Below are 12,300 nucleotides of genomic sequence, written 5' to 3'. Positions count from 1 at the left end.
TCTGTTTTAATCTTCATATTTGGCAACTTCACTATCATAAAACTCGGTAGCAAACTTTATAGCATTTTCAGTTTCAGTTTCTAATTCTTTTTGATCTTCAACATCAAAATCTTCAAACCACTCCACTTCATCATCTTCAAGGTTGATTATAAATCTTGGAAATTCAGTGTGAATTACAAAAATAGCATTTGGATAATCTGTATTATCACCAAGTATAAATTTTGGAAGTGTCATTTTTTAAAGTTTAAGTTTTATTAACCTAATTACAAATATAATGATGAGATTTATCTCTTACGTTCGAAATGCAAAATTTTATTTATTATTCACTATTAACTTATTAGTTAAATAGTTAAATCGAATATATAATAAAATAGCTGCAGTAGTTAACCCAGCTAGCAAACCTAACCAAATACCAAAGCTTCCGTAAGCTTCTTCTTTACCAAAAAACCAGCTTATTGGAAAACCTACTAACCAATAGGAAACAAACGTAATAATCGTTGGTATTTTAACATCTTGCAATCCGCGTAAAGCACCTAAAACTACTACTTGAATACTATCACTTATTTGAAAAATGGCTGCAGCTATAAGTAATTTAGATGCTATTGAAACAACTTCAGTATTATCAATTAGGTTTTTTGCATCATCAAAATCTACATAGAGTTTTGGTAAATGAGTATGAAATGCAAAGAAAATAATAGCAAATCCAACAGCAAATATAGTTCCCATTAAAAATAAAGAAAATGCAATGCGGCGTAACTCAAAATACTTTTTCAAGCCTTTTTGATTTCCAACTCTTATCATGGAGGCAACACTTAAGCCCATAGCTACCATAAATGTCATTGAAGACAAGTTTAATGCAATTTGATTTGCAGCTTGTGGGTTTTTACCTAATAAACCGCTTAGCCATATTGCTGCTGTAAAAATGGCGACTTCAAAAAACATTTGCATCGCACTAGGCGCTCCAAGGTTTATAATTTTTTTAAGCATTAGTTTATTAAGGACAAAAAACTTTATGTTGGTTACAAAGTCTTTAGATTTTTCTTTACCTCTTAATAAAAACCATAAATACCAAACCATTATAAATCGAGATATTAATGTTCCATAGGCAGCTCCAACAATACCTAGCTCAGGAAATCCTAATTTTCCAAAAATTAAAATATAATTTAAAAATACATTAATAATGTTTGCTAAAACAGTAGCATACATAGGGTATTTAGTCATAGATAGTCCATCACTAAATTGTTTAAATGCTTGAAAAACAATTAATGGAATTAACGAAAATGCCACTAAATCTAAATAAGGAATGGCTAACTCTACAACCTCAACAGGCTGTTTCATTAAATACATAAGTGGTTTAGCAAAAAATACTACTAAAAATAACAATACACCTAAAACAGTACACAAAAACAAACCATGCTTAAAAGACGATTTGCCATTAGCAAAGTTTTTTTCAGCATCTGCCTCGGCTACTAAAGGTGTTATAGCTGTAGAAAACCCTATACCTAAAGACATTGCAATAAACATAAAGCTATTCCCTAAAGAGACTGCTGCAAGTTCAGCAGTTCCCAACTGGCCAACCATAATATTATCTACAAAACTCACAAAGGTATGCCCCAACATACCTAACATTACTGGAGCCGCTAGTCGCCAATTGTATTTAAACTCTTTAGTGTAATCTTTAAATTGCATTGTGCAAAAGTAAACTTATGCATTTTGTTTACCAATTTTGTTATTATTATTTAAATGTTAATAACTCAATATAATTTTTCATCGTTTTATTGTAGCATTTTCATACATTCGCCATGCTTAAAAAGCATTCTCACTAAGAAATAGCATTTTAGAAACATTTAGCTTTTTATTTTATAGGGATTAAAAATTATTACAGCTTACAAGTTTCAATATTTAAGGAGGAAATTTAATTTCCTCCTTTTATTTTATCCAAAGTTTTTCAAGAATATCAAGATATTATCTATACAAATTCTTTTAACATTACGTTTAGAATTTTGAATAACTGCATTTAGTACCTTGTAATAAATACTATTTTTATGAAGCATTTATTATTATTCCTTTTTTCTTTCAATATTTTTTTAAGTTTTTCTCAACAAAGTGTTACTCCATTTTTAGAAGATATTGTAAAACAATTTCCAAATGTAAGGGATATTGCCATTGCTCCTAACGGAGATGAAATTATGTTCTCTGCACAAAGTGTTATGGGAAATGTTTCTGCAATTATTACTGTGATTAAAGAAAATGATAAGTGGAGCAGCCCAAGAATTGCATCATTCTCTGGTCGATTTTTCGATTTAGAACCTTTCTTTTCTCATGATGGTTTAAAACTTTACTTTGTATCTACAAGGCCCTTAAATAGTTTAACTAATAAACCTAAAGATTTTGATATTTGGTTTGTTAAGCGAGATCATTTAAAAAGCAATTGGTCTGAACCAATAAATATGGGAAGCCCAATAAACACAGAACACGGTGAGTTTTACCCTTCTATTTCTTCAAATGGAAATTTTTATTTTACACGTGATAATCCTGAGTTAAAACGAAAAGATGATATTTATGTGAGTAAAAACATTAATGGTAGTTTAACTGAACCAATAGTGTTACCAGATGCTATTAATTCTGAAGGATATGAATACAATTCATTTATTGCACCTGACGAGTCTTACTTAATTTATGGTTGTTATAACAGGAAAGACGGTTTGGGAAGTGGCGATTTATATATTAGCTATAATACTGAAAATGGTTGGACACAAGCTATAAATTTGGGCGACAAAATAAATTCTACAAAAATGGATTATTGCCCGTTTGTAGATGTAAAAACAAACACCCTTTACTTTACTAGTAAATTAGATAACACCAAAACAAACTTTGAAAGGGCTTTATCAATTAATGAGCTCTTAAATGAATTTAATAAATATGATAATGGAGCTAGTAAGTTGTATCAAGTTTCTTTGAAAAGTATTCGGTTAAAAGATTAAACAGCATTTATGACAAATACTAAAAAAACAAAGGTTTTTATAAGCTAGACACTTCGCTTTTAGCAACTTGAAACTCTTTTACCATATCTTCAACAATTTCAGCTACTGGCTTAATATCATGAATTAATCCAGCAATTTGTCCAATCTCTAACTCTCCTTCGTCTAAATCGCCTTCAAACATACCACGTTTTGCTCTGGCTCTACCTAACATTTTTTTTAACTGCTCTGGTGTTGGTGCCGTTTTATATAATTCTTGTAGTTCGTTATAAAACTTATTCTTAATTAATCGTACTGGTGCTAATTCTTTTAATGTTAATTGCGTATCTCCTTCCTTAGCATCAACAACAACTTTTTTAAAGTTTTTATGTGCCGAACTTTCTTCGCTAGCTACAAATCGGCTCCCCACTTGTACGCCATCTGCTCCTAAAACCATTGTTGCTAGCATTGCTTTTCCTGTTGCTATACCTCCTGCAGCTATTAATGGAATTTTTATTTGCTCTTTTACCATAGGAATCAACGTTAGTGTAGTAGTTTCGTCCCTTCCATTATGTCCACCAGCTTCAAAACCTTCAACAACAATAGCATCTACTCCTGCTTCTTGTGCTTTTAATGCAAACTTTACACTACTCACTACATGCACAACGGTAATACCTTTATCTTGTAACCATGATGTCCAAGTTTTTGGATTTCCTGCAGATGTAAATACAATACTCACTCCTTCTTCAACAATAATATCCATTATTTCCTGAATATTAGGATACAACATAGGTACATTTACTCCAAAAGGTTTACGAGTTGCCTTTTTACATTTTTGAATATGCTCTCTCAACACTTCAGGGTACATACTTCCCGCTCCTATAAGCCCTAAAATTCCAGCATTGCTTGAAGCTGAAGCTAATTTCCAACCACTATTCCAAATCATTCCTGCTTGAATAATAGGGTATTTTATATTGAATAGTTCAGTGATTCTATTTGGCATCTAATTCTTAATAAATTTAAAAGACTTGGCTTTATTATTGGATTTAGCATTAATAATATAAATTCCTTTAGATAAAGCGGAAATATCAATTTGATTATTAGTACTATTAATTGAACGTTGCAAAACTTGCTTTCCTAAAACATTGAAAAAGGTTATTGTTAACTTGTTTTCATTTATAGGTACTTTTACATAAACAAAGGTTTTTGCAGGATTAGGATAAATTGATATTGTATTAGTCTTTTCAAAATTATTAATAGACAATGCATTACTAAGTGCACTCTTTAAATTAGGAATACCGTAACCTAATTGATAATCTGGGGTGCTAAACTGAGAGCCCGATTCGCGAACTAACTGCATAATTTCAGCATTAGTTTTATTTGGTAATGCTTGCATTAAGCATGCTATGCCTCCTGCCAAAATAGGAGAACTAAATGATGTACCGTTACTACTTCCTATAACATTACTAGGGGTTATTACAGAAGCCGATAGCCCTCTGGCTACAACATCTGGCTTTTGAGAAGGTTGAAAAGCACTACCTACTGAGCTAAATGACGCATAATTACCTAATGAATTTACTGCCCCAATAGATAATACATACTGTGAATCGGCTGGAGCACTAACTCCTGCATTTCCTTCATTACCTGCAGAGTTAACTAATAATAATCCTTTTTCAAAAGCTATATTTGCCCCTTTTGTAATAAAAGCAGTATTTCCATCCATATCAGCAGATGCATAACTATAGCTTGTATAATTTGGAGAATAATCTTTGTACCCCAAAGAAGTATTTACTAAATCTACCCCCAAGCTATCTGCTCGCTCAACAGCTTCAACCCAATAACTTTCTTCAATAGGGTTTTCGTCACTACTATCTTCAGTTATAAACAAATAATATGAAGCATCTGGTGCTGTTCCAACATAATTATTTAAAATATATCCTGCCATAGTGCTTAAAACATGAGTACCATGAGAACTGGATGTATTAGCATACACATTTGAGCTTCGGTTTACAAAATCATAACCCCCTAGTAAATCTCCAGCATCTCTTATACGCTGAAATGCCCCCATTGTATTCACATTTATAAACCCTGCATCAAGTACCGCAATCGTAACGCCGTCACCTGTATAATCTGCAACATGCAGATCATCAACATTAATCATATCTACTTGATTTTGAGTATTACCATAAGTAAAATCTACAAATGTTTTTTCAACTTCAAATTTATCTTTAATCTTAAATGTTCCCTTTTCTTTGGTTATTTTAGTAGTATTTAAACTTCTATCAGCAAAATCAATATAATCTATAAATGTTATAGATGGAGTTGTAAGCAAGTTATTTATATCAGCTTCAGATCCTCTAACATGCACAGCATTAAACCATTTAGATTTTGCCATTACAGTAATACCTGTAGCATTTTTTAACTGGGTAATGTACGACTCATTAACAGGAACATCTCTAGCATCAATTACTACGTTGTGTTTAGCTTTTCTATCTATCGCTTTTTGAGTAAGGATATTTATTGGGGTAGCTATAGAACTTGCTACATTTTGCTTGTCTTTTAGATAAACCCAAGCATCTTGTTGTGCAAATGAAAAAAAATGAAAACTTAGGAAACTAAAAATTAATAATTTCTTTATCATAATTAAGTTTTATTGGCAAGTTACGAAATTACGCCAGAACCTATTAATTCTTCATTTATATACCAAGCTACAAATTGCCCTTCAGTAATTGCAGATTGAAACTCTTCAAACTCTACATACAATCCACTGCCTACTTTATGCAAAGTTGCTTTTTGAAGTGATTGACGGTAGCGTATTCTAGCATTAACCTGCATAGTTTCATCAACTTTTAAAGCTAAATCTTCACGAATCCAATGCAGCTCTTCATTAGTAACAAACAATGCCTTTTTATATAAACCAGGATGCTCTTTACCTTGCCCTGTAAAAATTACATTTTCATTTACATCAGTATCAATTACAAATAAAGGTTCAATAGTTCCACCTACAGCGAGCCCTTTACGTTGCCCTTTAGTGAAATAATGTGCGCCTTGATGCTTACCTACAATTTTGCCATCATCAATTTTATAATCAATTTTTCTAGATAAATATTTCAGTTTATCTTCTTCAGCTTGAAACTCAGGAATCAATTCATTAAAAATGTCTTGCTCTTTTGGAACTTCTACAATAACACCTTCTTTAGGTTTTAATTGCTGTTGTAAGAAGTCTGGCAATTTTACTTTACCTATAAAACACAGACCTTGAGAATCTTTTTTCTCGGCCGTGACTAAATCTAATTTAGTGGCAATATCTCTAACTTCTGGTTTTGTTAATTCACCGATAGGAAATAACGATTTTGCCAATTGATCTTGAGATAATTGACATAAAAAATATGATTGATCTTTATTATTATCGGCTCCAGCTAATAGTTGATAAACTTTTTTATCTCCTTTTTTAATAGTTCCTTTTCTACAATAGTGGCCAGTTGCAACATAGTCAGCTCCTAGCTCTAAAGCTATATTCATAAAAACATCAAACTTAATTTCTCTATTGCAAAGAACATCTGGATTAGGTGTTCTACCCTTTTCATACTCATTAAACATATAATCTACAATACGCTCTTTATATTGCTCGCTTAAATCAACCGTTTGAAATGGGATTCCTAATTTTTCTGCAACCAGCATAGCATCGTTGCTATCATCTAACCAAGGACATTCATTAGAAATGGTTACAGAATCATCATGCCAGTTTTTCATAAACAAACCAATAACCTCATAACCTTGTTCCTTAAGCAAATAAGCAGCAACACTTGAATCTACACCCCCAGAAAGCCCTATTATTACTCGTTTCATAATTAAAAATTGGCTACAAAGATAAGCATAAATAAAGAAATTTATGGTTTTTAAAGTTTATAGAAAACATTAGAAAAATATATTTTGTTTATTTTTTTTTAAAAAAACTTCAACAAAATTTGGATTTTTGTTTAACTTTTTATTAAATTTGTTAAACAATAATTAAATCTTAAAAAAATGAAAACATTAACAGCATTAAAAAAAGTATTTCTGCTTACTATAGTAGCAGCATTTCTATTCTCTTGTAGTGATGACGACAATCCAGTTCTTTTTAAAGAACAACAGAACATTGTAGGTTTAGCATTAGACTCTCCAGATTTAAGTAGTTTAGTAGCTGCTTTGCAACAGGCAAACCTTGTAGAAACATTAAATGGAAATGGACCATTTACTGTATTGGCACCTACAAATGCAGCATTTGATAAATTTTTATCTGACAATGGGTTCGCAAGCTTAAATGATGTACCAAATGATGTATTAACTCAAGTTTTATTAAACCATGTTATCTCAGGAGATCTAAAATCATCTGGTTTATCTACTGGATATGGAAAAACTTTAGCAACAGAAGCATCTTCAAATAATAACTTAAGTCTTTATATAAACACCGAGTCTGGTGTTAATTTTAATGGTGTATCCGATGTAGTAACTGCAGATATTGATGCATCAAACGGTGTAATACATATAGTAGATGGTGTAATAGGCTTACCAAGTGTTGTAGATTTAGCTTTAGCTGATAACACATTTTCAATTTTAGTATCTGCATTAACAAGAAGTGACTTAACGTTTGATTATGTTACGACACTTTCAACTCCAAATGGAACAGCTCCCGCTCCTTTTACTGTATTTGCACCAACTAATGATGCTTTTGTAAGTTTGTTAGCTGAACTTGGAGTATCTTCATTAGAAGAAATTGATGAACCAACTTTAAAAGCAACGTTAGATTTACATGCTGTTGCTGGCGCTAATGTTTTAGCTGCTGGTTTATCAGATGATATGATGGTTGGAACGTTAGGTGGAGATATCACCGCTAATGTAACTGGCGGAGCTACATTAACAGATTCTAACGGAAGAGTAAGCAACATAATAGTTACTGATGTACAAGCAGCCAATGGCGTTATACATGTAATTGACAAAGTAGTTTTACCAAAATTACCTGAAAATCTAGTTAGTAAAGCATACAACACTCCAGAGTTAAGTATTTTATATGATGCAATACAAGCTGCAGATTTAGCAGGGGCGCTTTCAGGAGAAGGTCCACTAACAGTATTAGCACCTACTAATGAGGCCTTTGCCGCCTTTTTAACTGATAATAATTTTGCGTCTTTAGGAGATATACCAACTGATATATTAGCACAAGTACTTTTAAATCATGTAATTGATGGTAGTGTAATGTCTACAGATTTAACATCTGCAGGTGCAGGTTACGCTTCAACAATGGCAACAGGTGCTGGAGATAATAACATGAGTATTTTTTATGACACATCAAGTGGTGTAACATTTAATGGAATTTCAACCGTTACTGCAGCAGATGTTGAAGCTACTAATGGTGTAGTTCACATAGTTGATAAAGTTATTGGATTACCAACAGTAGTAGACCACGCACTTGCAAATCCAGGTTTTAGTAGTTTAGTTGCTGCCTTAGGAGCTGCAGACGGCGATTTAGTAAACGTGTTAAGTGGAGCTGGACCATTTACGGTATTGGCACCAGATGATGCAGCGTTTACAACTTTCTTAGATGGAGCAGCATTAGGTGATGTACCAACTGATGCATTGTCAAACATATTATTAAATCATGTATTAAGCGGTGTAACTATGTCTACAGATTTAGTTACAGCTGGTGCAGGATATGCTAATACTAGTGCTACTGGTCCAGGAATGAATAACTTAAGCTTATACTTTAATACTAGTGATGGTGTTAAATTTAATGGAGTGTCTTCAGTTGCTAAAGCTGATGTGGTAGCAAGTAATGGTATTATACATGCTGTTGATGCTGTAATAGGTATACCAACTGTTGTAACATTTGCTGCTGCTGATCCTAACTTTTCAACTTTAGTAACGGCATTAACAACATTAACTCCAGCTACTGATTTTGTATCAGTATTATCTAGAACTGAAGGAATGAACGGTGATGGATTAAACCCTAACTTTACAGTATTTGCTCCAACTAATGCCGCTTTTGATGCATTAGCTAGTATACCTGGAGAAGCTGTTTTAACTCAAGTATTATTACACCATGTTATTGGTGATAATAATGTAACTTCTGGTGACTTAACACCTGATGGTGATACAGTCGCAGCAAGTTTACAAGGAGATAATATAACAGTAACATTACCAGGCAGTGGTGATAACATCGCAGATATAACCGATGGTGCTGGAAATTCTGATATTGGAGTTATAGCAGTAGATGTTCAAGCTGGTAATGGTGTAATACACGTAGTAAATAAAGTTTTACTACCTAGTAATTAATATTATAAAACAGCGATATAAATAAATGGTGGAGAAAATGCAGCTTTAATAGATGCGTACAATTAAAAACATTACCGCTGTTGATGTGAAATTAAAAAATTGTATAACCAAAAACTATCTTTTAAAGTTGCGTTCCACTATAAATAAAATTAAAAATATGATTTAGTTTGTTTAGTTTGATTGGTAGATTGTAGGCAGGAAAAAACTTGTCTATGAAAAAGAGGAGACTGTCTGAAAAGGCAGTCTTTTTTATTGCTTGTTTTTAATATACTTAGGCTTATATGTAAAATCTTTTTCTTTAATTAATTTTCCATTTTCGTAATACTTCCAAATACCATGCTTCTTCCCCTTTTTGTATTGACCTTCTGTAATAAGCTCTCCTTTAGGATTATAATATTTTGAAGCTCCGTGCAATTCTCCATTCAAATAAATAAACTCTTTTAAAACAATATTTTTCTCAGAGTACCAAATGGATTTACCTTCTAGCTTTCCATTTTTATAAAATTGTTTTTCAGCTATCTGCCCATTTTCATAATACACAAAGCGCTCTCCTTCTAATATGCCATTCGCATTATAATTTTCCAAAGTCAATAGGTTATCATTTCTTTTCTGGTAATATTTCCATTCTCCTATATACTTTTTTTTATCCATTTTACCTTCGCTAATAAGTTTTCCTCTAGAGGATAAAAAGGTAACATAAGCAATGTTATCAGTTTTATTAAACTGCTTAGTCGCAGTTAAAACAGCTTTCTTCTTTATATTTTTATAAAACTTAAATAACCCTATTTCTTTACCGTGTAAAAATTCACCTTCATATCTTAAAACTTTGGTACCATCAAATGTTTTTTTCCAAATACCATGGCGTTTGCCATTAGCATCAAATTGATTGATGTTTTGGGCAAAAGTCAGCGAGGTTAATAGTGATAACAAGAAAATAAAAATGTGTTTCATTTTGAAAAATTTATATTATACTAACGAAAAATATTTTCAAATTGTATATTACAAAAAAGCTGCCAAACATAATTGACAGCTTTTTATTTTGAAAACTAATATTATATAACTGCTCTCAGTGAGGCAGAATTCTTTACTACTTACGTTTTTGTTGTGCCTGTTTTTGTTTTTCAGCTTGCTCCATCATTTCTGCCATTTTTTTCTGAAAACGCCCTTGTTTTTTAGGCTTCTTTTTGTTCTCTTGAATTTGTGCATGAATTTTATCTTCATCAAGAATATAATTCTTAATAACCAATATAATGCCAATACTAATTAAGTTAGAAATAAAATAATACAAACTCAATCCCGATGCATAATTATTAAAGAAAAACAACATCATAATTGGTGAGAAGTACATCATATACTTCATCATTTTTCCCATATCTGGCATACCTTCTTGCGTTGGTTGCGATGCCATTTGTTGTCCTGTAGTTAAACGCATATAAAAGAAAATAGCTATAGATGCCAATATTGGAAATAAGCTTACGTGGTCTCCATAAAATGGAATATGAAATGGTAATTCTGCAATGGTATCATATGATGATAAGTCTTTTACCCATAGAAAACTCTTTTGACGTAAATCGAATGCTGATGGGAAAAACTGAAACAATGCGTAAAATACTGGCAACTGTATTAATGCAGGCATACAACCAGCCATAGGGCTTGCTCCTGCTTTAGTTTGCAATGCCATAGTTTCTTGCTGAGCTTTTACTTTATTATTTTTATGCTTCTCGCGAATAGCATCTAATTCTGGTTTTAGGATTTTTAATTTAGCTTGCGATAAAAACTGTTTATATTGTACAAAAGACATTAACAATTTTATCAGTATCGTCATAACAATAATAGCAATCCCATAAGGTAAAAAGCTTCCTAAAAGTGCAAATAAAGGAATAAAAAGGTAACGATTAATCCATCCAAAAATACCCCAGCCAAGTGGTACAATTTCATCTAAATTTCTATCATAACTATTTAATACCTTATAATCGCTAGGACCATAATACCAATCCATGGTTTTGTTTATTTCACCACCTGCAAGCTCTAAAGGCAATGTAGTAGTAAAAGCTTTAGTATAAACAGTATCTATTTCTTCGTCTTGAACTAAATTTTGGGATGTGAATTTTCCTGTTTTAAAAGGAGAATCAGCTAATAAAATAGATGTAAAGAAATGTTGCTTAAACGCTACGTAACTTACATCTTCAGCAGTGTCTTCAGTTTGTTCTTGTTGCCCCAAATAATCGTCTTTTCCATCTTCATACTCAAAAACAACTTCCGTATATCTATTCTCATAAGAAATACTTTTTGCATGACGGTACGATTTTAAATTCCAATCTAAATTTACAGCTTGAGAACTATTAATTACATCGCTTAATCCTTGAGAACGAATAGTGAAATCCATCATATAATCACCTTCCTTCAGTTCGTAACGGTATTCTAAAAATTTACTTTCTGATACCTTTAGCTTCATTGAAACAACCGTAACATCACCATTTTTAGTTACAGATGGTTCAAAATATAAGTCTTTAGTATTAAGAATTCTGCTATCTGTTGTTCCAAAATTAATATTAAAAGCTGCATTATTATCTTTAATTATATAGATAGGAACAGAATCAAAATCTACAAACTTCTTTAATTTAACTTCAGAAAGATAACCTCCTTTATTATTGAATTTTAAAGCTAATAAATCACTTTCTACTAAGGTTTCTTTATCAGATGCATTTGCAGCTGAATAAGCAAAAGCTCCTAGCTTATTTTGTAAATTAATTTGTTGTAGGGAATCTGAAACTGCTGGTGCTTTATAATCTTCTGCAGTAGTTACTTTAGTTTGCTCTGATGCTTCAGCCTTTTTCTCTGCTTCAACTTGTTCTTGTTTTGCTTTTTCTTGAGCTTCTAATTCTTCTGGTGTTGGTTGGTTTTGCCATAGCCAAAACATCATTATTCCAAAAATAAGTATAAAACCTATAATTGAATTAATATCTAATTTCTTTTCTTCCATATTTTAGTTGGTGTCATTTTGATTATAATGAAGAATCTGTATTAA

At 31.8% G+C, this 12,300-nt stretch carries 9 protein-coding genes; 2 read left to right on the top strand and 7 right to left on the bottom strand.

Annotated elements, in window-relative coordinates; translation table 11 throughout:
- Positions 1-6: 6 nt before the first annotated feature.
- Positions 7-234, bottom strand: coding sequence for a hypothetical protein (locus M3P09_RS06545; protein WP_249972486.1), 228 nt, complete (start codon positions 232-234; stop codon positions 7-9).
- Positions 235-312: 78 nt separating this feature from the next.
- Positions 313-1,689, bottom strand: a complete 1,377-nt coding sequence (locus M3P09_RS06540) for an MATE family efflux transporter (RefSeq protein ID WP_249972485.1) — start codon at positions 1,687-1,689, stop codon at positions 313-315.
- A 356-nt stretch (positions 1,690-2,045) separates the two neighbouring features.
- On the opposite strand from M3P09_RS06540, the gene M3P09_RS06535 reads away from it, so the two are divergent.
- The gene (locus tag M3P09_RS06535; RefSeq protein ID WP_249972484.1) at positions 2,046-2,984 is read left to right on the top strand and encodes a TolB-like translocation protein; all 939 of its coding nucleotides are present in this window, start codon (positions 2,046-2,048) and stop codon (positions 2,982-2,984) included.
- 37 nt (positions 2,985-3,021) lie between these two features.
- Here M3P09_RS06535 and M3P09_RS06530 read toward each other — a convergent pair whose 3' ends face one another.
- The 3 genes from M3P09_RS06530 to mnmA are packed head-to-tail and all read right to left on the bottom strand — an operon-like array spanning position 3,022 to position 6,809.
- Positions 3,022-3,963 (bottom strand): NAD(P)H-dependent flavin oxidoreductase, encoded by a 942-nt coding sequence (locus M3P09_RS06530; RefSeq protein WP_249972483.1) that lies wholly within the window; start codon positions 3,961-3,963, stop codon positions 3,022-3,024.
- The gene (locus M3P09_RS06525; protein ID WP_249972482.1) at positions 3,964-5,601 is read right to left on the bottom strand and encodes a S8 family serine peptidase; all 1,638 of its coding nucleotides are present in this window, start codon (positions 5,599-5,601) and stop codon (positions 3,964-3,966) included.
- A gap of 20 nt (positions 5,602-5,621) precedes the next feature.
- On the bottom strand, positions 5,622-6,809 hold the full coding sequence (mnmA, locus tag M3P09_RS06520; protein WP_249972481.1) for a tRNA 2-thiouridine(34) synthase MnmA: 1,188 nt from the start codon (positions 6,807-6,809) through the stop codon (positions 5,622-5,624).
- 177 nt (positions 6,810-6,986) lie between these two features.
- Between mnmA and M3P09_RS06515 the strand changes: the two genes are divergently transcribed.
- Positions 6,987-9,272 (top strand): fasciclin domain-containing protein, encoded by a 2,286-nt coding sequence (locus M3P09_RS06515; RefSeq protein WP_249972480.1) that lies wholly within the window; start codon positions 6,987-6,989, stop codon positions 9,270-9,272.
- A gap of 249 nt (positions 9,273-9,521) precedes the next feature.
- Here the strand turns inward: M3P09_RS06515 and M3P09_RS06510 are convergent, their stop codons facing one another.
- Together M3P09_RS06510 and yidC are read right to left on the bottom strand one after the other, a co-directional pair.
- Complete coding sequence (locus M3P09_RS06510) at positions 9,522-10,223, bottom strand: toxin-antitoxin system YwqK family antitoxin (protein WP_249972479.1); 702 nt, start codon at positions 10,221-10,223, stop codon at positions 9,522-9,524.
- A 136-nt stretch (positions 10,224-10,359) separates the two neighbouring features.
- A complete protein-coding gene (gene yidC / locus M3P09_RS06505) occupies positions 10,360-12,255 on the bottom strand; it encodes a membrane protein insertase YidC (RefSeq protein WP_249972478.1) in 1,896 nt (631 codons plus the stop codon).
- Positions 12,256-12,300 lie beyond the last annotated feature (45 nt).

This window comes from Jejuia spongiicola (assembly GCF_023502325.1).
Lineage (GTDB): Bacteria > Bacteroidota > Bacteroidia > Flavobacteriales > Flavobacteriaceae > Wocania_A > Wocania_A spongiicola.
The sequence above is the reverse complement of the archived record's forward strand: the minus strand, read 5'-3'. Positions and strand labels throughout refer to the sequence as shown.

Excerpts from the sequence above, each read along its gene's own strand:
- M3P09_RS06545 (WP_249972486.1), bottom strand. The coding sequence starts at position 234 with ATGACACTTCCAAAATTTATACTTGGTGATAATACAGATTATCCAAAT.
- M3P09_RS06540 (WP_249972485.1), bottom strand. The coding sequence starts at position 1,689 with ATGCAATTTAAAGATTACACTAAAGAGTTTAAATACAATTGGCGACTA.
- M3P09_RS06535 (WP_249972484.1), top strand. The coding sequence starts at position 2,046 with ATGAAGCATTTATTATTATTCCTTTTTTCTTTCAATATTTTTTTAAGT.
- M3P09_RS06530 (WP_249972483.1), bottom strand. The coding sequence starts at position 3,963 with ATGCCAAATAGAATCACTGAACTATTCAATATAAAATACCCTATTATT.
- M3P09_RS06525 (WP_249972482.1), bottom strand. The coding sequence starts at position 5,601 with ATGATAAAGAAATTATTAATTTTTAGTTTCCTAAGTTTTCATTTTTTT.
- mnmA (WP_249972481.1), bottom strand. The coding sequence starts at position 6,809 with ATGAAACGAGTAATAATAGGGCTTTCTGGGGGTGTAGATTCAAGTGTT.
- M3P09_RS06515 (WP_249972480.1), top strand. The coding sequence starts at position 6,987 with ATGAAAACATTAACAGCATTAAAAAAAGTATTTCTGCTTACTATAGTA.
- M3P09_RS06510 (WP_249972479.1), bottom strand. The coding sequence starts at position 10,223 with ATGAAACACATTTTTATTTTCTTGTTATCACTATTAACCTCGCTGACT.
- yidC (WP_249972478.1), bottom strand. The coding sequence starts at position 12,255 with ATGGAAGAAAAGAAATTAGATATTAATTCAATTATAGGTTTTATACTT.